Annotated in this window: 22 protein-coding genes and 1 pseudogene; 20 read left to right on the top strand and 3 right to left on the bottom strand. The window is 63.3% G+C overall.

Going from position 1 to position 20,967, the window contains the following annotated elements; genetic code table 11:
- Positions 1-135: 135 nt before the first annotated feature.
- The gene (locus AB4Y44_RS20255; RefSeq protein WP_368700688.1) at positions 136-1,317 is read left to right on the top strand and encodes an acetyl-CoA C-acetyltransferase; all 1,182 of its coding nucleotides are present in this window, start codon (positions 136-138) and stop codon (positions 1,315-1,317) included.
- Positions 1,318-1,387: 70 nt separating this feature from the next.
- On the opposite strand, the gene AB4Y44_RS20250 is transcribed toward AB4Y44_RS20255, so the two are convergent.
- Entirely contained in the window at positions 1,388-4,084 is a 2,697-nt protein-coding gene (locus tag AB4Y44_RS20250) for a LuxR C-terminal-related transcriptional regulator (protein WP_368700687.1), read from the bottom strand.
- Between the two features lie 277 nt (positions 4,085-4,361).
- Here AB4Y44_RS20250 and AB4Y44_RS20245 point away from each other — a divergent pair, with 277 nt between their 5' ends.
- From AB4Y44_RS20245 to AB4Y44_RS20185, 13 genes and pseudogenes are all read left to right on the top strand, one after another.
- A complete protein-coding gene (locus AB4Y44_RS20245) occupies positions 4,362-4,976 on the top strand; it encodes an FMN-dependent NADH-azoreductase (protein WP_368700686.1) in 615 nt (204 codons plus the stop codon).
- 118 nt (positions 4,977-5,094) lie between these two features.
- Positions 5,095-5,337: a ferredoxin family protein gene (locus AB4Y44_RS20240; protein WP_368700685.1), complete on the top strand. Its 243-nt coding sequence runs from the start codon at positions 5,095-5,097 to the stop codon at positions 5,335-5,337.
- Positions 5,334-6,686 carry an FAD-dependent oxidoreductase gene (locus AB4Y44_RS20235; RefSeq protein WP_368700684.1) on the top strand — a complete coding sequence of 451 codons (1,353 nt, stop codon included), beginning with the start codon at positions 5,334-5,336 and terminating at the stop codon, positions 6,684-6,686. The genes AB4Y44_RS20240 and AB4Y44_RS20235 overlap by 4 nt, the downstream gene beginning before the upstream one ends.
- A gap of 28 nt (positions 6,687-6,714) precedes the next feature.
- Positions 6,715-8,853 carry a molybdopterin-dependent oxidoreductase gene (locus AB4Y44_RS20230; RefSeq protein ID WP_368700683.1) on the top strand — a complete coding sequence of 713 codons (2,139 nt, stop codon included), beginning with the start codon at positions 6,715-6,717 and terminating at the stop codon, positions 8,851-8,853.
- Between the two features lie 31 nt (positions 8,854-8,884).
- Complete coding sequence (locus tag AB4Y44_RS20225; RefSeq protein WP_368700682.1) at positions 8,885-10,048, top strand: Re/Si-specific NAD(P)(+) transhydrogenase subunit alpha; 1,164 nt, start codon at positions 8,885-8,887, stop codon at positions 10,046-10,048.
- A gap of 8 nt (positions 10,049-10,056) precedes the next feature.
- Positions 10,057-10,374: a proton-translocating transhydrogenase family protein gene (locus tag AB4Y44_RS20220; protein ID WP_368700681.1), complete on the top strand. Its 318-nt coding sequence runs from the start codon at positions 10,057-10,059 to the stop codon at positions 10,372-10,374.
- A gap of 5 nt (positions 10,375-10,379) precedes the next feature.
- A complete protein-coding gene (locus tag AB4Y44_RS20215; protein ID WP_368700713.1) occupies positions 10,380-11,849 on the top strand; it encodes an NAD(P)(+) transhydrogenase (Re/Si-specific) subunit beta in 1,470 nt (489 codons plus the stop codon).
- Between the two features lie 62 nt (positions 11,850-11,911).
- Positions 11,912-12,643, top strand: a complete 732-nt coding sequence (locus tag AB4Y44_RS20210; protein ID WP_368700680.1) for an SDR family NAD(P)-dependent oxidoreductase — start codon at positions 11,912-11,914, stop codon at positions 12,641-12,643.
- Positions 12,644-12,959: 316 nt separating this feature from the next.
- Positions 12,960-13,298 carry an SDR family oxidoreductase gene (locus AB4Y44_RS20205; RefSeq protein ID WP_368700679.1) on the top strand — a complete coding sequence of 113 codons (339 nt, stop codon included), beginning with the start codon at positions 12,960-12,962 and terminating at the stop codon, positions 13,296-13,298.
- Between the two features lie 37 nt (positions 13,299-13,335).
- A complete protein-coding gene (locus AB4Y44_RS20200) occupies positions 13,336-14,085 on the top strand; it encodes an electron transfer flavoprotein subunit beta/FixA family protein (protein ID WP_368700678.1) in 750 nt (249 codons plus the stop codon).
- A 21-nt stretch (positions 14,086-14,106) separates the two neighbouring features.
- Positions 14,107-15,051, top strand: coding sequence for an electron transfer flavoprotein subunit alpha/FixB family protein (locus tag AB4Y44_RS20195; RefSeq protein ID WP_368700677.1), 945 nt, complete (start codon positions 14,107-14,109; stop codon positions 15,049-15,051).
- A gap of 34 nt (positions 15,052-15,085) precedes the next feature.
- Positions 15,086-15,352, top strand: coding sequence for a hypothetical protein (locus AB4Y44_RS20190; protein ID WP_368700676.1), 267 nt, complete (start codon positions 15,086-15,088; stop codon positions 15,350-15,352).
- Positions 15,353-15,469: 117 nt separating this feature from the next.
- Positions 15,470-15,877, top strand: a pseudogene (locus tag AB4Y44_RS20185) (NAD(P)/FAD-dependent oxidoreductase); the annotation flags it as partial.
- A 271-nt stretch (positions 15,878-16,148) separates the two neighbouring features.
- Here the strand turns inward: AB4Y44_RS20185 and AB4Y44_RS20180 are convergent.
- Entirely contained in the window at positions 16,149-16,517 is a 369-nt protein-coding gene (locus AB4Y44_RS20180) for a hypothetical protein (protein WP_368700716.1), read from the bottom strand.
- Positions 16,518-16,576: 59 nt separating this feature from the next.
- Here AB4Y44_RS20180 and AB4Y44_RS20175 point away from each other — a divergent pair, with 59 nt between their 5' ends.
- From AB4Y44_RS20175 to AB4Y44_RS20150, 6 genes are all read left to right on the top strand, one after another.
- Positions 16,577-16,867, top strand: coding sequence for a hypothetical protein (locus AB4Y44_RS20175; protein ID WP_368700675.1), 291 nt, complete (start codon positions 16,577-16,579; stop codon positions 16,865-16,867).
- A gap of 45 nt (positions 16,868-16,912) precedes the next feature.
- Entirely contained in the window at positions 16,913-17,176 is a 264-nt protein-coding gene (locus AB4Y44_RS20170; protein WP_368700674.1) for a hypothetical protein, read from the top strand.
- A 70-nt stretch (positions 17,177-17,246) separates the two neighbouring features.
- On the top strand, positions 17,247-17,414 hold the full coding sequence (locus AB4Y44_RS20165) for a hypothetical protein (protein WP_368700673.1): 168 nt from the start codon (positions 17,247-17,249) through the stop codon (positions 17,412-17,414).
- Positions 17,415-17,866: 452 nt separating this feature from the next.
- Positions 17,867-18,235 (top strand): diacylglycerol kinase, encoded by a 369-nt coding sequence (locus tag AB4Y44_RS20160; protein ID WP_368700672.1) that lies wholly within the window; start codon positions 17,867-17,869, stop codon positions 18,233-18,235.
- Between the two features lie 297 nt (positions 18,236-18,532).
- Entirely contained in the window at positions 18,533-18,859 is a 327-nt protein-coding gene (locus tag AB4Y44_RS20155) for a cytochrome c (RefSeq protein ID WP_368700671.1), read from the top strand.
- Positions 18,860-19,530: 671 nt separating this feature from the next.
- On the top strand, positions 19,531-20,100 hold the full coding sequence (locus AB4Y44_RS20150; protein ID WP_368700670.1) for a hypothetical protein: 570 nt from the start codon (positions 19,531-19,533) through the stop codon (positions 20,098-20,100).
- Here the strand turns inward: AB4Y44_RS20150 and AB4Y44_RS20145 are convergent.
- Positions 20,073-20,873, bottom strand: coding sequence for an acyl-homoserine-lactone synthase (locus tag AB4Y44_RS20145; protein WP_368700669.1), 801 nt, complete (start codon positions 20,871-20,873; stop codon positions 20,073-20,075). The two genes, AB4Y44_RS20150 and AB4Y44_RS20145, sit on opposite strands and share 28 nt — an antisense overlap.
- Positions 20,874-20,967: the final 94 nt, after the last annotated feature.

Genomic DNA, 20,967 nt, shown 5'->3' with positions numbered 1-20,967 from the left:
GCAGCGCCGCAAAATCGTCGCATCGGACGATGGGCCAGGCGATCCCCGCGCGTACATTGACCGTGACACGAGCGCCGCGCCGTTCAAGTGCGGTGCTCCGGAAACCCTGCTGTTTCACGCATTCACGAGGTCAATATGGCTGAAGCTTATATCGTTGCCGCTGCGCGCACCGCGGGCGGACGGCGCAATGGTCGTCTCTCGGGCTGGCATCCGTCGGACCTTGCCGCGCAGGTGCTCGACGCGCTGATCGATCGCGCCGGGGCCGACCCCGCGACGGTGGACGACGTCATCATGGGCTGTGTGAGCCAGCTCGGTGAGCAATCGATGAATATCGCGCGCAACGCGATTCTCGCCTCGAAGCTGCCAATTTCGGTGCCCGGTACGACGATCGACCGTCAATGCGGGTCTTCGCAGCAGGCGTTGCACTTCGCCGCTCAGGTGGTCATGTCGGGCACCATGGACGTTGTCATTGCGGCCGGCGTGGAGCTCATGTCGCGCGTGCCGCTCGCCTCCGCGAACACGGTGGCGCTCAAGCACGGCATGGGTGGCTATATCAGTGCGCGCGTCGCAGCGCGCTATGACCACGTCGAGTTCAGCCAGTTTGCGGGAGCCGAGGCGATTGCCGCGAAATATGGCTTGTCGCGCGAACAACTGGACCGCTTTGCGCTCGAGAGTCACCAGCGCGCGATCGACGCCACGCGCGAGCACCTTTTCGCCGACGAGATCGTTCCGGTGCCGGCGATCGGCCCCGAAGGCGCAATCGGCGACGAACTGCACGCAACCGACGAGGGCATCCGCTTCGACGTGTCGCTCGACGGGATTCGCAGCGTGAAGACGCTGCAGGAAGGCGGCGTGATCTCGGCGGCGGCGTCGAGCCAGGTGTGCGACGGCGCATCGGGCGTGATGGTGGTCAGCGAACGCGGGCTGAAGATGCTCGGCGCAAAGCCGCTCGCGCGTGTCCATCATATGTCCGTGCTCGGGCACGACCCCGTGATCATGCTGGAAGCACCCATTCCCGCCACGCAGCGCGCATTGCAGAGAGCAGGGCTGAGCATCCAGGACATCGACCTGTACGAAGTCAACGAGGCGTTCGCGCCGATTCCGCTCGCGTGGCTGGCGGCACTCGACGCGGACCCGGCTCGCCTGAACGTCAACGGCGGGGCGATTGCTCTCGGGCATCCGCTGGGCGCGTCCGGCACCAAGCTGATGACGACGCTGATTCACGCGCTCGCACAACGGGGAAAACGCTACGGTTTGCAGACAATGTGCGAGGGCGGAGGCATGGCCAACGTGACCATCGTGGAGCGGCTTCAGTAGGCGCCGCCCCGCTCGTGTCGAGCGGTTCGGCTCGCCCGCTTGCGCTCGGTGCGTGCTGGTGGGTCGGCGCTCAGGCCATCAGGCCGAGCTTGCGTGCGATCGCCACCGCTTGCGTGCGGCTGCGCGCGTTGAGCTTGCTGTTGATGTTGCGCAGGTGCGTGCGCACCGTGCTGTCCGATACGAAGAGATTTTCGGCCATTGCGGCATTCGAGTAGCCTTCGGCCAGCAGCTTCAGGACGCGCAGCTCCTTGCGCGTCAGCGGCTCGAGGAGCATGCCCTCGCACGCCGGCGTTTTGGGCGAAGCAGCGGCGCGGGACGGCCCAAGGACCTGCAGCAACCGGTGCAGATACTCGCCGAGAATGGGGTCGTCGCGGTGCGCGCCTCCGCCCTCGGCCAGCGTGCAGCATTGTTCGAGCAGCGGCGCGACTTGCGCACCTTCATCGAGAATCAGTCGGGCGAATCCTTCTTGACAGGCGTGGTACAGCAGCGGCGCGGCCATATCGATGGCGAAGCGGGTTTCGCCTTTGCCATGCAGCGCGAGCGCGGCCAGCAGGCGCAGCTTGAGCGCGCGGGTGTTGCGCGATGCCCGCTGGGCATCGGCGAGCTCGCGTTCGAGCAGCGTCAGGGCGGCGTCGACGTCGCCGAACGCGATTTCCCAGCGCGCGCGGCCTATCACGAGATCATCGACTTCGTTGGCGGGCAGGCTCAGACGCGCGATGCGCTGCCACAGATCCGGCTCGTCGGCGTGATTCAGTTCCGCGCGAGCGAGTGCCGCGTGTCCCTGCAGCAGCAAAAGCCGGGCGCGTTCGAGACGCGCCGTGGCGACGACACGCGGCAACTGACGTTCGGTGCCCAGGTATTCGAGCTCACTCAACAGGCGTTGCGCCTGATCGACTTCGCCGCGCTGGAAGGCGATCCGCGACCCGATCCGGTAGCCCACGATGATGTGATCGGGCAGGCCGACGTCGCGCGCGAGCGGCAGGTAGACATTGAGCAGATGCTCCGCCTGCTCGACATCGTCCGTCTCGTAGACCGAACTGGCGTACAGCACACCGGCCCACGCATTGCCTTTGGTGAGGTTGTACGAATGCGCGCGCGCCGAGTCCACCGCGAGCCGGAAGCGCGCGGCGGCCTTGCGCATGCGTCCCAGTTGCAGGTCGACGAGCCCTTCGGCCGCCTCCGTGTGCATGCGAATGAAGCCGCTCGCGTTCTCCACGTGGCGTGCCGTGTCGAACAGGCGGTGCGCCTCTTCGTGCTGACCGAGCACGGACACGATATGGCCCATCGAATTGCACAGCACGCCGTCGGCAAACGCGCTCGGCGTGGGGAGATGGCTCAGGCACTGCCGGCCGAGCGCATAGCCGTCTTCGAAGCGATCCATCATCGCGAGGAGCATCGGGCGCAGCCCGTTCACATGGGCGCGCACCAGCGGATCTGCGCTGTTCGCGTAGCCTGAGTGCTCGAGCAGCGCCATGGCCTGGCGTGGCCCATGCGTGAACGCCGTTGCCCAGACCGCGATGACCTGCAGGCGGGGATTGACGGCGAGTTCCTCAGGCTGCAACGCATCGAACCAGCGCGCGAGCAGGCGCATGCGGCCTTGCTCGAGAAAGCAGTCGGCGTGCTGGGCGAGCAGCGACATTGCATACGGTGCATCGCCGCCTTCGAGCGCGTGGTCGATAGCGGATTCGGGGCGCCGGCGCTCTTCGTACCAGCCGGCCGCCGCCAGATGCAGGCGCAGCGCTTCGTCGGGCCGCTCCGCGCGCAATTGTGCGCTTAGATAATCGGCGAACATGCTGTGGTAGCGCCACGCCGGCTCCTTGCCCTCGACCGGAGTGAGAAAGAGGTGCGTGGCGACGAGCCTCTCCAGGATGCCGTTCGCGTCGAGGCCCGGATTCAACGCCTGGCACAACGATGGATCGAGCTGGCGAAGAATGCTGGTGCGAAGCAGGAACTCGCGGATATCCGCCGGCTGTTGCGCGAGCACGTCGTCGGCCAGATAGGCTGCCACGTCGCCGTGCGCGCCCGAAAAGCGCTCGATGAAGTCGCCGTGCGCGTCGCGCCGCGCGAGCGACAGCGCGGCCAGCGAGAGCGCCGCGGCCCAGCCTTCGGTTTTCCGGTACAGGCGTCTCACATGATCGGGCGAGGGCGGGTTCGGCAAGCGCAGGTTGAAGAGCGCCTGGGCCTCGGACGGCGTGAAGCGAAGGCTTTCGGCGTCGATTTCGAGCAATTCGCCCTGTACGCGCAGGCGCGCGATGCCGAGATCGGGCTGCACGCGCGTGCCGATGAGAATCTGGCCATTGCGCGGCAGATGCTCGACCGCCTCGCGGATGAGCCCGATGACGGCGGGCTCGATCAGCTTCTCGAAGTCGTCGAGCACGAGCGTGAACGCCCTGACGTCGCGCGCCAGGGTTTTCAGCATGTCGAGCGGCGTCCCGGGCGGGATTTCGTCGACGCCGCTCTCCGAAATCGCCGCGCGCAGGCCGCGGAGGAAGCGGGGAACGTCGTTGTCCGCACGATCGAGCGAGACCCAGACGGTATGCACGTTGAGGTCGCCGAGGCAGTTGCGAGCCTGTGCTATGGCGGTCGTCTTGCCGAAGCCGGCCGGCGCGTGGACCAGCACGAGCCTCGCGCGCGAGCTCGCAATGCGCTGGCACACGCCGGTGCGCTGGACTTCGCGATCGAGTGGCTGGCTCATATCGATAACCGGGTCGGCGGCCCGAATCCGGGCAGCCTGGGCGAGTGAGGTGGGCGAGGCGAGCGCGTTCATCGATAGCACCATGGGTTCGGGTTCAAGCCGCGCGTTGGCCGGCGAGGGCATGCGATCAATGTAGGCAGCCACTCGGGGCATTGACTAGCCGGCGCGGCTGGAGTGCACCCGTCCAGAAATGGACGAGTGCGCTGCGCACGACCGATTGCTGCCGATCGTGGACGAATGAAATCCGCTTCCCCCCGCTAATCGAAGAGGACGGCATCTGCCAGGATGCCTCTACACGCTGTCCATGCCATCGGGCGTCGCGTCACTCAACTCTTCAGGGCAACCCACCATGACGACCATCCTTCACATCAACAGCAGCATCCGCAATACGGGTTCGGTTTCGCGCCAGCTCTCGACCGAATTCGTGAGCAAGTGGAAGGCGGCGAACCCCGGCGACGTCGTGATCGAACGCGATCTGGGGCGCGAGCCGGTGCCGCATCTGACCGAGCAGATGATGGGCGCCTTCTTCACGCCGGCGGACCAGCATTCGCCCGAGCAGGCGCGAACCATTGCGCTGGCCGATGCCCTGGTGAATGAGCTGCTTCAAGCCGACGTCATCGTGCTCGGCGCGCCGATGTACAACTTTTCGATCAGCTCGGCGCTCAAGGCATGGATCGATCACGTGACGCGTGCCGGCGTGACGTTCAACTATTCGGAGAATGGCCCGGTCGGTCTCGTGACGCGCAAGAAGGTCTACCTGTTCACGGCGAGCGGCGGGGTATACAGCGACGGCCCGGCACAGGCGATGAATTTCCAGGAGACGTATCTGCGTGCGGTCCTCGGCTTCATCGGTCTGAGCGACGTGAGCGTGGTGCGCGCCGAAGGGCTGGCGATGGGCGAGCCGTCGGTCGACGCCGCCCTGCACGAGGGCCGCAAGGCGATCGACGCGCTCGTCGCGGCATGACGCGGCACGCGGTGCTGCAGCGCGCGCAGGCGTAACGGCCACCGCGACGGGCGGGAAAGGATCGACAACAGGGAATAACCAGGGAGTAGCGATGGCTCATGTAATCGCGGCGCCATGCGTGGCCGACTATTCGTGCGTGGAGATTTGCCCGGTCGGCTGCATCGGCCCGCGTGCGGCCGATGAGGATTTCGGCGACGCAGAGCAGTTGTATATCGATCCCGACGCTTGCGTCGACTGCGGCGCCTGTGTCGAAGTCTGTCCTGTCTCGGCGATCTTTGAAGCAGGCTGCCTGCCGGAGAAGTGGCGCCATTACGCGCAGGTCAACAAGGACTACTTCCTCGCCAAGAGGGAATCGGCATGATGCCTCCGTTCAGGGTCGCGCTCGTCGGCGCTGGTCCGGCCGCGATGTATGCGCTCGGACATCTGCTCGAAACGAGCGAGCTCGCGTTCGAGGTCGACGTTTTCGAGCGTTTGCCCAATCCCTGGGGCCTCGTGCGCGCCGGTGTCGCCCCCGATCACCCGGAAAAGAAATGGGTGGTCGACCGGCTCTTCGACTTTCACTTGAACGACCCGCGCGTACGCTTTTTCGGCAACGTTGAGATCGGCGCGGACATCGCTCATGCGGAACTCGCCGCATGGTACGACGCGGTAGTCTACGCGGTCGGGGCGAGCGGCGACACGCGCATGCGCATTCCTGGCGAGACCTTGCCGGGCTGCTGGGCGGCGTGCGATTTCATCGGCTTCTACAACGGTCATCCCGACTACCGGCATCTCGGCTTCGATCTGTCCTCCGAGCGGGCAGTGGTGGTCGGCAACGGCAACGTCGCGCTGGACGTCGCTCGCATGTTGACGACGCCGGTGGCGGAGCTGGCGCGCACCGACATCGCCGATCATGCGCTCGACGCATTGCGCCGCAGCGCCGTTCGCGAGGTGGTCGTGCTCGGCCGGCGCAGCCCTATGCAGGGCGCGTTCCACAATCCCGAACTCGAGGAGCTCGAGCATCTGCAAGGCGTCGACGTCCTCGTGGAAGGCGGCTCGCCAGCCGACGACGAGCCCCTGAGCTGGGAGGCCCGGCGCAAGGCGGCGACGCTCGATCGGCTCGCCGCTCGTCCGCGCCATGCGCGCAACAAGCGCATCGTCCTGCGCTTTCTGAGCTCGCCCGTCGAATTGCGCGGCAGCGCGAAGGTCGATCAGGTCGTGGTCGCCCGCAATCGTCTGGAGCGCAACGCCCGAGGCGAACTGATCGCGCAGCCCACGGACGAACGATCGGTGTTGCGTGCGGGGCTCGTGCTGCGGGCCATCGGCTACCGCGGTGGACCATTCCCCGGCTTGCCGTTCGACGAGCGTCGCGGCGTCATCCGCAATGTCGGCGGGCGCGTGGTCGACGCGCAGGGCTGGCTCGCGGGCACTTACGTGACCGGCTGGATCAAGCGTGGCTGCCGCGGAATCATCGGCAGCAACAAGCCATGCGCGCGCGAGACGGTCGATTGCCTGATCGACGATGCGAAAAACCGTCGCTTGCCGCGCGCGCGCCTGGACAAGAACGAGGTATTCGCGCGCGTCATGCAAAAGCAGCCCGATCTCGTGCAGCGCCGCGACTGGTCGGCAATCGACCGCGCGGAAAAGGACGCGGGGCGCGAGGCCGGGCGGCCGCGCGTAAAGATGAGCGACGTCGCGCGCATGCTGGCTTGCGCGCAGGCCGCGCGCTGATACTCGCACTCGACTGGGAGCCATCGTCTTGGCGCATACGAAACACACCTTTTGCCGCATTTGCGACCCGCATTGCCCGTTGCAGGCCGAACTCGATGATAGCGGAAAAGTCATCCGCCTGAGCCCCGATCTGGGCCATCCGGGCGGCGGCGTGGCCTGCCACAAGGGGCTCTCGTTCCTTGATGTGCACGATCACAGCGATCGCGTGAACTGGCCGCAGAAACGCATGAATCCGCGTGCCGAGCCGCGTGGCGAATTCGTCGAGACGGACTGGGATTCCGCCATGGCGGACCTCGGCGGCCGGCTCAAAGCCGTTCGCGACCGGCATGGTCCGAATGCGATTGCCGTGTACATGGGCAATCCATGGTCCTTCGACACGGCGGCCTTCGTGTCGCTCGGCCAGTTTCAGGACACGATCGGCACGCGTATGCGCTTCAGTGCGAATACGCAGGATACGGCCAACAAATTCGTCGCGGCGGGCGAGATCTATGGTTCGCCCATGGCATTGATGGTGCCGGACCTCGCCCACACCGACTATCTGCTGTGTCTCGGCTCGAACCCGGGGGTCTCACGCTGGGTGCTGTTCTCAACGCCGAACGACGGCGGCGATACCCTCAAGCGGATCGTTCGGCGCGGGGGGAAGGTCCGCTTCGTCAATCCGCGCAAGACCGAGTCCTCCACCGTCGAAACCGGGCCGACGCTGCGCATCAAGCCCGGCACGGATGTCTATTTTCTTGCGGCCCTGCTGCATGAAATCGATCTGCGCCGCGGCATCGACGAAGCGGTGGTGCAGCGCTACGGCAAGCACGCCGATGCGCTCAGGGACTTTTGCCGGGCCTATCCGGCGCACAAGGTGGCGCCGGTCATCGGGCTCGATGCGAAGGCCGTGGCCGAAGTGGCCGACGAACTGCTCGCGGCGAAGTCCGCAGCCGTCTATATGGCGACCGGGCTCAATCAAAGTCAGCAGGGCATCCTGTGTTACTGGCTCGTCGAGATGCTCAACTTCGTGACAGGAAACCTCGGGCGCCGGGGCGGCACGTACAAGCCCACCGGGCTATTCAATGCGTTCGCGCCGGCTTCGCCGGTACGGCCGATGGAAACGTCCCTCGGGCGTTTCAGCGTGCCGGAGCCGATGGGGCATGCGGTCATGCCCGCGGCACTGCTGCCGTCGTTCATCGAGCGCGGCGACGTGCGCGCGCTGATCGTGCTGGGCGGCAACCCGCTGCTTACGGTAGGCGGGGGCGATCGCCTGCGCGCAGCGTGTGAAAAGCTCGAACTCATGCTGAGCGTCGATCTCTTTCGCAACGCAACAGGCGAGATGGCCGACTACGTGCTGCCCGCAACCGACTGGCTCGAGCGCAAGGACATCAACTTGCTGGCGAGCGGGATGCAGTCCGTTCCCTATGTTCAGTACACCGACGAAATGCAGGCGCCAGCAGCGGGACGACGCAGCGGATGGTGGATCCTCGCCCGTATCGCGCAGGCGATGGGCCTGCCGTCGCCGTTCGACAGCCGCCCCGATCGCAGCGATGGCGTGCAGGAGATCGAGCAGTTGCTGGCGGCGGGAGATCTGTCGATCGATGCGCTCCGGAAGATGCCCGCACACACGGCCATGCTTGCCGAAGAGGATCGCGCGGTGCTGTTGGAGCGCTGTCTTCAGCACGAAGACCGGAAGATCGATTGCTTCCCCAAGGCGTTCGTCGAAGCAGGACTCTTCGCGCGCTGCCATGCGATCTTCGCGCAACGCGCCGCGGAGCCGGGCAATACGCTGAGACTGATTTCGCTGCGCACGCGCTACATGCAGAACAGCTGGCTCGCCAATTCGGAAAGATTCCGGCGTGGCCGGCAGAGCATCAATCCGCTGAACATCTGCGCTGAAGATGCAGCGGCACGCGGCCTGCACGATGGCGATGCGGTACGCGTGTTCAACGAGCATGGAAGCCTCGAAACCCGGGTGCTGATCGACAACGGCTTGCGGCCGGGCGCAGTGGCGATGACGCATGGACACGGCAATACACACGCCTATGGGTTGTCCGTTGCTTCGCGCAAGGCGGGCGCCAATTGCAACGCGCTCATGCCGACGAGCGCGCACACCATCGAGCCGCTGAGCTACATGTCGTGGTTGTCCGGCGTGCCGGTGCAGATCGAGCGCATCGAAACGTCGTGAATGCATTCATTAACGTGAAGGAGTGGGAGTCATGCTGATAGGGGTGCCGGTCGAAACCACATCGGGCGAAACGCGCGTAGCCGCGACGCCGGAGACCGCGAGGAAGCTCAAGGAGCAGGGGCATACGGTGCGCGTGGCGTCCGGGGCCGGGCTCGCGGCCTTCATAACCGACGAAGCGTATCTCGCCGCCGGTGCACAGATCGTGGCGCAGGAGAACGCACTCGGCTGCGACCTCGTGCTGAAGGTCAGGTCTCCGCAGGAGAGCGAACTGGCGGGATTGCGCAGGGGCGCCGTGCTTGTCGGCATGCTCAATCCGTTCGACGCAGCGGGGCTCGCGCGGCTGGCCGAGGCCGGCCTGACCGCGTTCGCACTGGAAGCCGCGCCGCGCACCACGCGCGCACAGAGCCTCGACGTGCTCTCCAGTCAGGCGAATATCGCCGGCTACAAGGCCGTGATGATCGCCGCGGACCGCTATCGGCGCCTCTTTCCGATGCTGATGACCGCCGCCGGCACCGTGAAGGCGGCGCGCGTGGTGATACTCGGCGTGGGCGTGGCCGGTTTGCAGGCGATCGCGACGGCCAGGCGTCTGGGCGCCGTCATCGAGGCCAGCGACGTGCGCCCGAGCGTCAAGGAGCAGGTCGAGTCGCTGGGGGCGAAATTCATCGACGTACCCTACGAAACCGAGGAAGAGCGGGATGCGGCGCAAGGTGTGGGCGGCTATGCGCGGCCGATGCCGGCTTCATGGGTCGAACGCCAGCAGGTCGAGGTTGCGCGGCGTGTCGCGGCGGCCGATATCGTCATCACGACCGCGCTGATTCCCGGACGCACGGCGCCGGTGCTGGTGACCGAGGCGATGGTGCAGTCGATGAAACCCGGCTCCGTCATTGTCGACCTCGCCGCCGCGCAAGGCGGAAATTGCCCGTTGACCGAGCCGGATGCCACGGTGGTCAAGCATGGTGTGACCATCGTCGGCGACACCAATTTGCCCGCGCTCGTGGCGGCGGACGCCAGCAATCTGTACGCACGCAACGTGCTCGATTTCCTGAAGCTCGTGCTCCCGAAAGAGGGCGGCGTGAGCATCGATCTGGAAGACGATATCGTCGCCGCCTGCCTCGTGACGCGCAACGGGCAGGTCGTGCGCGCCCAATCCGCTGCGCCCAGCCGGCAGGCAGCGGAACCCTCCACTACCGACTGAGAGTTGCTATGGAACCCGTTAGCCACATCATCACGAATCTGATCATTTTCATGCTCGCCATTTACGTCGGCTATCACGTCGTCTGGAACGTGACGCCCGCGCTGCATACGCCATTGATGGCCGTGACCAACGCCATATCGGCGATTGTGATCGTGGGCGCGATGCTAGCGGCAGGGCTTACGACTGGTGCGCTCGGCCGGGTGGCCGGCGTGCTGGCCGTCGCGCTGGCCGCGGTCAATGTGTTCGGCGGCTTCCTCGTCACGCGCCGGATGCTCGAAATGTTCCGGAAGAAAGAACGCAAGACCAGCGCAACGGCGGGGGCGTGACCATTATGAGCATGAATGTCGCAACACTACTGTATTTGCTGGCGAGCGTGTGCTTCATCCAGGCCTTGAAAGGCCTGTCCCATCCGACCACGGCGGCGCGCGGAAATATCTTCGGCATGACGGGCATGGCCATCGCGATGCTGACGACCGCCGCGCTGATCGCGCAGCTCGCGTCGTCTCCAGCGGGGCTCGGCTTCGTGCTGATCGGGTTGCTGGCGGGTGGCTCGGCGGGCGCCCTGATGGCGCAGCGTGTGGAAATGACCCGGATGCCGGAGCTCGTCGCCTTCATGCATAGCATGATCGGCCTCGCCGCTGTCCTGATCGCCGTGGCCGCGGTCGCGGAGCCGTGGGCGCTCGGCATCACGCCGGCGCCGGACCCGGCGGTGCTGGCCAGCGCGGCGTCGGTGGACGGCGTCGCGCATTCGCCGATTCCCTATGGCAACCGGCTGGAGCTTTTCTTCGGCGCGGCCATCGGCGCGATTACTTTCAGCGGGTCGGTCATCGCATTCGGCAAGCTCAGCGGCAAATACAAGCTGCGCGTGTTCCAGGGCGCGCCGGTGCAGTTTACGGGGCAGCACGCGCTGAATCTCGCGCTGGCGCTCGCGACCCTTGCGCTGGGGATCGGCTTTGTCGCGACTGGGAGCTGGACCGCCTTTCTCTCGATGCTGGCGCTCGCGTTCGCACTGGGTGTGCTGATCATTATTCCGATCGGGGGTGCGGACATGCCCGTGGTGGTGTCGATGTTGAACAGCTATTCCGGCTGGGCGGCTTCGGGAATCGGCTTTTCGCTCGGCAATCCTATGTTGATCGTGGCCGGATCGCTGGTAGGAAGCTCGGGCGCCATCCTGTCTTACATCATGTGCAAGGCGATGAACCGATCGTTCTTCAACGTCATTCTGGGCGGGTTCGGCGGCGAGGCGAACGCGGCCGGCAGCGGCACGGTCGAGCAGCGGCCGGTCAAGAGCGGCAGCGCGGACGACGCCGCCTACATGCTGTCCAACGCGGAAACCGTGATTATCGTGCCGGGTTACGGCCTCGCCGTCGCCCGGGCGCAGCATGCGATCAACGAACTGGCGCAGAAGCTGAAGCACAAGGGCGTGACCGTGAAATATGCCATCCATCCGGTCGCCGGACGCATGCCAGGGCACATGAACGTGCTACTTGCCGAGGCGGAAGTGCCGTACGACCAGGTGTTCGAGATGGAGGACATCAACGGCGAATTTGCTCAGGCCGATGTCGCGATCGTCCTCGGTGCGAATGACGTGGTGAATCCGGTTGCATTGCAGAAAGGCAGTCCGATCTATGGCATGCCTATTCTCGATGCGTACAAGGCGCGCACGGTCATCGTCAACAAACGCTCGATGGCCGCGGGTTATGCGGGACTCGACAACGAATTGTTCTATCTCGACAAGACGATGATGGTATTCGGCGATGCGAAGAAGATTGTCGAGGACATGGTGAAGGCGGTCGAATGAGCGCGATGGGGCCGTACGCCCATGCAACGAATTGAGCTAATCATGAGAGATGGAAGGGAACCATGGGACAACTGGAAGGGAAAGTCGCGATCATCACGGGGTCCGCTCAAGGACAAGGCGCAATGGAAGCACGCCTTTTCGCCGAGCAAGGCGCTCGACTCGTGCTGACGGATATCGCGCCCGGTGGCGAGGCGTTGGCCGAGGAGATCGGCGCTCAGGCGATATTCCTCCGGCACGACGTTGCCGATGCAATGGCATGGCAGCATGTCATTGACGCAGCGATGGAGCGATACGGAAGGATCGACGTGCTGGTCAACAACGCCGGAGTGTACAAGCCCGCTTCATTGCAGGATACCGGCGCGGCGTTGCTGGACTATCACTATCGCGTCAATCAACTCGGTGTGTTCCTCGGGATGAAAGCGGTCATTGAACCTATGGCCGCCGTGGGCGGTGGCTCCATTGTCAACATTTCATCCCAAGCGGCACTCGGCGGAGTGCCAGGCGTCTTTGCCTACTCGGCGACGAAATGGGCGGTGCGGGGCATGACCAAGTCCGCAGCGCTTGATCTCGCGCGTTACGGAATTCGCGTCAACTCCGTTCATCCAGGCGGGATCGACACGCCCATGATTGCCGCGAATAGTGCCGAGGCAATGGAAGGGTTCAAGGCCATGATCCCGTTGGGGCGGCTTGGGACGCCGGAAGAAGTCGGACGAGTCGTGCTCTTCCTGGCGAGCAGCGCGTCGAGTTACGTGACCGGGGCGGAAATCGCCGTGGCCGGTGGCTTTGGAATTTAGCGGCGGTATGGAGGAAACGTAGACCCCCTTTATTGGCCCTACGAAGCTCCCGGATTTTCTGTCGCATTCAGGAGGCTGCTCCAGCATTCGATGGGGATTCTTATCCGGCAGCTAATCTCCTGACGGTCGCGGTGCAATGAGGGTTGCACATTCGCGACGTCCCCGCCGGGTTACCAAGGGAAAACGCCGGGGCATTGGATCATTGTTCTTTGCGCACCGAATCCGTTGTGTTCTGACGTTCCGTGAGGGTAGATCCCGCGGTAGCCATACATCGCACATTGATCCATCCCTTATGGGACGGGCCTGAGCGGCCGCAATGAGAACCCGGCATCGGTCAGAAGATGCCCCAATTAAGAGGTCACATGGCGTAAGTTTTGGCGTAGGCGAGACCAAGGCGAGCGTGATCGGCATGACCATTCCGGTCGCGCGCGATCTCGTGGAGTACGGCATTCGCGTGCTGTCGATCGCGCCGGGGTTGTTCGAGACGGGAATGTCGGCAGGCATGCCGGCCAAGGTGTCCGACGGCTTGATCGAGAAGATGTTGTTCCCGCGGCGCATTGGTCACGCGGGCGAGTTCGGCGCGCTCGTGCGGCATCTCGTCGAGAGCGCGTACATGAACGCGCTCACCGTCGACATCGACTGCGGCACGCGATGATCGGCCGCAAGCGGCCATATCAGTCAAGGAGAGGATTGTGAAGGTATTGGTGGGTGTGAAGAGAGTCGTCGATTCGAACGTGAAGGTCGGCGTGAAATCCGATGGGTCGGGCGTCGATATCGCCAACGTGAAAATGTCGATGAACCCGTTCGACGAAATCGCCGTGGAAGAGGCGGTGCGTCTGAAGGAAGCGGGCGTGGCGACGGAAGTGATCGCCGTGTCCGCGGGTGTCGCGCAAGCGCAGGAAACGCTGCGCACGGCGCTGGCGATCGGCGCGGATCGCGCGATCCTCATCGAGTCGAACGAAGACCTGCAGCCACTCGCAGTGGCCAAACTTTTGAAAGCCCTTGTCGACAAGGAGCAGCCACAGCTTGTGATCCTCGGTAAGCAGGCCATCGACGACGATTCGAATCAGTGCGGACAGATGCTTGCCGCGTTGGCGGGCCTGCCGCAGGCGACGTTCGCTTCAAAAGTGGTCGTGGCCGACGGCAAGGCCACGGTCGCGCGCGAAGTCGATGGCGGCGCGGAAACGCTTTCGCTGAAGTTGCCCGCCGTGGTTACGACCGACTTGCGCCTGAACGAGCCGCGCTACGTGACGCTGCCCAACATCATGAAGGCGAGGAAGAAGCCGCTGGACACGGTCAAGCCCGAGGACCTTGGCGTGGACGTCGCGCCGCGTCTGAAGACGCTGAAGGTTGCCGAGCCGCCGAAGCGCTCGGCAGGCGCGAAGGTGCCGGACGTGAAGACCCTGGTCGAGAAGCTGAAGACCGAAGCCAAGGTGCTGTAGAGGTCAGGGGAGCGATGGAAAATGACGATTCTGGTAATTGCTGAACACGACAACGCGTCCGTCAAGGCCGCAACGTTGAACACGGTGGCGGCGGCGATGAAAATCGGCGGCGACGTTCATGTGCTGATTGCGGGCCACAACGCTCGAGCGGCGGCGGATGCCGCGGCAAACATCGCCGGCGTTTCAAAGGTGCTGCTGGCCGATGCGCCGCAACTCGAAGCAGGTCTTGCCGAGAACATCGAGGCGACCGTTATTGGCATTGCGAATCATTATTCGCACATCTTTGCGGCCTCGACGGCAGCGGGCAAGAATGTTATGCCACGCATTGCCGCGAAGCTCGACGTCGCGCAAATCAGCGACATCACGGCGGTCGTGAGCCTCGATACGTTCGAACGCCCAATCTACGCGGGCAACGCGATTGCGACGGTTCAATCGTCGGATTGGATCAAGGTCATCACGGTTCGCACCACCGGTTTCGATGCCGTGGTGGCGCAAGGCGGCAGCGCGGCGCTCGAGACAATCGATGCGGCGGCGGACAGCGGTCTTTCGCAGTTCGTGAGCCGCGAGGTGACGAAGCTCGATCGTCCGGAACTCACGAGCGCGTCGATCATTGTCTCGGGTGGCCGCGGTCTGGGCAGCAGCGAGAACTACACGAAGGTGCTCGAGCCGCTGGCGAACAAGCTCAACGCGGCGCTGGGCGCCTCGCGTGCAGCCGTGGACGCAGGCTATGTCCCGAACGATTATCAGGTCGGCCAAACCGGCAAGATCGTCGCGCCGCAGCTCTACATCGCGGTGGGTATCTCGGGCGCGATTCAACATCTGGCGGGTATGAAGGATTCCAAAGTCATCGTCGCGATCAACAAGGACGAGGAAGCGCCAATTTTCGGCGTAGCCGATTATGGTCTCGTCGGCGATCTGTTTTCGCTGGTGCCCGAGCTCGTGAACGAGCCCGGCTTGCGGTCCTGATACGTGGCGGATTCTTGATGAACGGGAGCACACGATGAGCACCAGTGAAAGGTCGTTGCGGGTTCAGGTGGAAAAGTGGCTCGGCGTGGATGCGGCCAGCCGCACACAGGTGACGCGGTTCTGCCGTTCGAGCCTGAATCCATGGCGCTGTGTCCGGGTGGAGATCGCACGGGCTTCCGGCGCGTTGTCGATCGTCTTCTTTCGTCATGAAGATGGCTCATGGTGTGTATTCCCACCCACCTGCAGGCACCCTGTGATGAATGGGCATATGCCCGCCGTACAACCACTGCATGTTGCGTGAGTTATGCACGGGCCGCTCAAGGCGGCGAGGCATATCTAGTTTTTGAAAGAATGGAGAACCGGTTTCGTGAGCATCTCGACCGTCGCCGTAAATGAATATACGGCCCAGCGCGAATCGATGGAGTACGACATGATCCTGGGTGGCGGCCCGGCAGGCCTGTCCGCGGCGATCCATCTGAAGCAACTGGCAGCAGAAAGAGGCGCTGAGATCGGCGTATGCGTGTTGGAAAACGGCTCGGAGATCGGGGCGCATATCCTCTCGGGTGCGGTCATGGATCCGCGCGCCATCGGCGAGCTCATTCCCGACTGGAAGGAACAGGGCGCGCCGCTGAACGTGCACGTTACCGAAGATCAATTTCTTTTCCTTTCGGAAAATAGTGCGAAGACGGTGCCCACTTGGGCGCTGCCGGATAACTACAAGAATCACGGCAACTACGTGATCAGCCTCGCGAACGTCACGCGCTGGCTGGGCCAGCAAGCCGAGGCGCTGGGCGTGGAAATCTTCCCGGGCTTTCCGGCGCGGAAGTGCTCTACAAGGGGTGCCCTTGATTCTCGTACAGGCTTCCGGTTAGGTGCACCTATGCCTAGCGTGCGTCTGGCTTGTGGCCCTGTATAAATTTCGTTTAAAATCAAACGCCTACTGACTACTCCCTGCGTTTCCGAATTGCGTGGATGGCGGTAGCAGTCCAGCGATTTGATCCGCACGTCGTGATGAAAGACCGAAACTGCAGACGCTGTCTGCATTGTCGATCTAAGTTTTCGACTTCAGCTCAGGCTCGGCGACTGGCGGTCGAAGCTCACAGATCACTGTCGAGACTCGGAAGGATTCGGTGCGCGTACCGAGCCACTGGGAAATTGAACGTCCCGCGCTGGTTGATTCCCTCCAGGTGTGTCGGCGCGATTCGTCTCAACTGTTCAGGTGCCAGTGGCTTGCCTGTGGTAGCCTGAATTTGGGGTATTCGTACCTTTGGTGCAATTTCTGGCGCGAGCACCATGTCAGCGGCGACGAGCAGAGCAACTCCGATCAGGAGCAGGGTGCGCGGACGAATGTAGTCGGTGACAGCCCCCGCCGGGTAGGCCGCCCCCGAAAAGAAACCGATCATCACGACCATGACCATAGGCGCGTAGTCGAGCGGAAGCCCGACGCTCTGGGCGCGCAGCACCAAGAACGCGTCGCAACAAGGCATAGGTGCAACGCGAACTGTCCCACACTGGAGCGAACACGATGCAGCCCGAACCGATACCCCCCGACGAGCGCGCGGCGCTTGAGTGCCTGATCACTCATGCGCTGGGCGACACGCACCAGGCGCAACATGTCTCCGATTTCCTGCTTGCCTGGTGGATTGCCGCCTCATGTGGCGGATTCGACCTGACCGACCTTTGGTCCGTGGACGATGCCATCGCAGCCCATATGGTGACGGTATTCGGCTTTCTCGCGGGCGGCAAGCATGCCTACCCCAACGATCTGGGATACGAACAGCAATTCGTAGCCAATTCTGGACGCATGGCGCCCTGAGTGTGGCAATTGAGAAGACAGACGCGGAAAACGACGGAGGTAGCAATGGCGAGCCACCTGCTTTCTCAGTTCCCGCAGGACGAGCAAGACGATTTCGCGCTCGTATGCCAGAGGTACGGTCGCGCCGTCAGCGAATTCGAAGTGGTCGACGAGGATCAGTATCCGAGCGGCGGCCGAGCGGGGCCGATTGCCCGGCAAGTGACCGTGGCGCTGAGTGGAAAGTCGGCCGTGGCTTTGTACGATGGCGGACACGGAAGCGCCTGGATTGCGGATTTCGAGAACGATTTGAAGTCGGGATCATTCGGTTGAGCCAATAGGGGGAAAACGACCGGTGCATGGGCGCCCCCCACGGCGGCCGGTAGCCGCAGGAGGAAGGACCATGAGTGAGCGTGACAACGAGATCTCAGATCTCGCAAAGGACATTTTGGGAAACGTTATTCAGGGCATGTTGGCCAGCGGCAAGCCTCTGGTCCCGAGGGACGCTGCGAACGCAGCCGTGCTGTGCGCGACGGCGCTGGTGGACCAACTGGCTGACAGCCAAAACTGAAGCGTCGGAAAAGCCGGCGATCGGCATAGAGGCAATGGCGGACGCGGAGTCATTACTCGGCAACCGGCAATCCGTGCTAGAGGAGGCGAGCAGAATCCAGCGCCAATTCCACGATGGCAGCACCGAGTTTTGTCTATACGATCTCCTGTGTCGCAAAGATACTCAGAGCCGGAGGATTGGCTGGACGAACTGGCGAATATGAACCTGGAGGCAGAGAACGGGTGTCTCGGGATCATCGACGATCTGGACGTCCCCGCTGAGCAGTTGGTCTCCGTAACCGCGTTCACGGATGCTGGCTTATCCAATGTCCGAGGAGAGCGTCCTCGGGCGGAAGCGTCACGTCCTGCTGCGGCGAAACCTCCTTCGGTGCGGGAACAGGTGGTGACTCGCTGGGAGTTACTGATGGCGGCAGGCCCGATAATGGGCAGCGTGACCGAGAAGCGGAGTCAATCATGGCGAAAAGGACTTTCGTGCAAAGCGTCGGCGATGGACTGGCCGGTGTTGCCTCCACCTCGCGAACCGAGCGCAACTTCCGCCGCCAGACCGGTGTCGCCGCCGCGGTACCCGTGGTTCTGGCCTGGCTGCGGCCGCCGCTCGTGCTTTGCGCGCTATGCCTGGTGATGGTCACGCTGGTCATGGCGGCCGAACTGTTCAACACCGCCCTCGAGCGACTTGCCGAACACCTGCACCCCGAGCAACACCCTGCAATCGGCGCAGTCAAAGACTGCGCTGCGGCCGCTGTGATGCTCGTCTGCGCAGGCGCCGGTCTAGTCCTGGCGGGAAATCGTCCGCATTCGTTACCTGCGACCGCTCGGCTATGACATTCGCACCTACCACGTCAATCCCGACTGGCCGTCTACCGTACTGTTTTTCCTGACGCTCGCGGGCATTGGTGGCCTTGTCGGCGGTTTCTATCTGACACTGCTTTACCGGGCCGGACGCACCTAGGGCCGCTATGACGCGGACCGGTCCGTCGCGCGTCTCGCGACAAGTGCGGTATCGGTGCTGGGCGTCTGGATCGTGGTTTTTTTTGCGTACGGGCTAGTTATCTCTGTATGCGACAGTTTTAACTGAGGCGGGAAATGTGCATTAAAGCGAGCACTAAAGCGGACAAAAAGATGAAAACATTCGGCCGAGCCGGGCTTTTCGTAATCCTGAACTTGCATGGCGTGGCGCAAGCGCAGTCGACGGAACTGTTGCCAGATGCCGATGCTGGAAAGCGGCGCGCTGCCGTGTGTTTTGCTTGTCACAACGCGAATGGCGTGGCCGGAATTCCTGGTGTGCCGAACCTGGCGGGACAGCACAGCGAATATCTGGAGATCGCACTCAGGGCCTACCGCGATGGCCAGGGACGGCATAAGGTGATCATGAATGCGATGGCCAAGCCGTTGAGCGACGGCGATATCGCGAACATCGCCGCGTACTTCAGCGTCCAGCAGCGTTGACTGCCAACCGGCGGCCGCTAAGCGCCGCCATCGAGACGACGATCCGAGGGCATCTGGGGCGTAGTTGATGGACAATGCTCCACCAGGCTTGATGATTCTGGTTGCCGCAGTCTACATGCTTGCGGCTCCTTCATTGGCCTCGCATGCGGCACGTGGGAAACAGGTGAGCAATGGTGACCCTCAGTCCCCATACCGGGCTCGCAGTTAACATAAAAGAAATGATCGCATTTCACGGGATATAAATCGTAGTCCTATATAGTTTAAATGTCGAAGCAGTGCCGACTTCGGAGTTCCCGGAAGCATGAGACCCGTAGATAGTCAAAATGAAAGCCAGCACATATGCCAATGAGCCTGAGCCAGGCGTAGCAAGTCATGTAAGTCACACTAGTGTCCACTACAGGCACGGACGTCGTGGGGCCAGAAGTAACGTGGTTGTGAAGTCTCACACATGAGGTGATCCTGGGGCGTCAGGAGGAACCTACGTCATTTGGCAGTTGATGGTTTGTCCGGGAAAAACGAAAAAGGAGACATGGTCCGATTCCGAAACAGGTCGCCGCTGCGAGCCGTCATGCGCGAACTGCGGGGGGAGTCACCCGACGCCTGACGCGTCGCAGTATCGCGGGAAAACACGGGGCTGGATCGACACCCGCACGTACATTGGGGCAGGGAACATGATGAAAGAACTCGATCCATCGACGGTGGGCGGCCGCAAGGGCGCTCCCCTGGCGTCATCTCCCCTGGCGGCTCCAGACCCGCGATTGCAGCGTGCCGAAACCGAAGTCCGTCGGCTGACCCGATGTATGGAGATCAGGGACCGGCAGCTCGGCGAGCTGCGCAAGGCACTTGCGCATTCGGCGACCGTGCACTACCGGATTGAGGACCGCCTGCAGCGCGAACTGGATTGCCTGCGGATGATGATGCCGGCCGAAGCGTTCCGTATGCCGTCTGGCGAGTCAGGTAGCGGGCGGTCGGACCATGGCATCGCAGTGCGACTGCCCTATGTGACGTCAATACTGTCAGTGCTGTTCGATGCGATGTGCGTGTTCTGGGCAGACTGCGATCACGATCATCCTCCGAAGTCAGCGACCGTTGCGCACGCGATCGATGAGCGGCTGGGCCTGAGCTCACAACCGAATGGCGAGGCCTCACGCAGTTCCCAGGCCTATGCGTCGGCGATCCGGCCGGACTGGATGAAGGAGGCCGACAACCGGCATCACAGTCGGCCGGCAGTGATGCGCTGATGTGAGGATGCAGTCATCTGGATTAAACCTTGCGTGCGCCCTGCGCCATTGTCGCAAACTGGGACGGGCGCTTCGCTCGTGACGTGTGCAGGGCGCACACGCGCTGTTTCAGGCGCATCTGGAAAACCCGGGGCCCCAGCCGCGGGGAGTGGGAACTGTCCGAAACGGATGATTGAGTTCTGCAGTGTGTGAGGATCGCACTGGAGTTTCTGAAACGTAGCAGAATCCAGATCGATTGCACACGCAACGACGTCGGCACGGCCCCGGGACGCTTCTGTGCCGATATTGTGCAGCTCGAGGCCGAAGCGGCGGTACAGGCGCGCAACGGCGTGCGAGACGACGCCGATCACGCGTGTCGCGCCACATGAGAGGGCGAGCGAGATGACGAAGGGAAACAACGACATGCCTGAGGTCGAGCCGGTGCGGTGATCCGGCAGCCCGGATCCCGCAAAGCGCGACATCTCCCATATTGAGGATGATGATGGCAGGGTATCGCCCGGGCGTGCGAGTTCCGGGAAGACGTCACGGAGCAGGTAAGGTCCTGTGGTGGGCATCAATCGGGCGCATCCACAGACCTCGCCGTCTGGCGAGAATGCGACCAGATGCAGCGTAGGGGTTCCATCGAAATTATCCCACTCGCTCGTGGCGTCGTGGGCCACGCCAGGTATTTCCCAGTGCAGGCGCTGCACGAAGACTCGGTGGCGGAAGGTTCCGAGGCGACGACGAATATGGGGTGGCAGGTCGTCGAGTCTGCCCGCAACGATATCTGGCACGGTTTCCTCCTGGCATTGGGCATTGGGCGTTGCGCTTCGGGCTTTGGCCGTTGAGCGTTGACGCGAAGCTATCAGCGGGTCGGCGGTTCACAGC

Source organism: Paraburkholderia sp. BR10937, assembly GCF_040965695.1.
In the GTDB taxonomy this organism is placed as follows: Bacteria; Pseudomonadota; Gammaproteobacteria; order Burkholderiales; family Burkholderiaceae; genus Paraburkholderia.
Note: the sequence above shows the minus strand (reverse complement) of the source record. Positions and strands in the feature narration are given on the sequence as shown.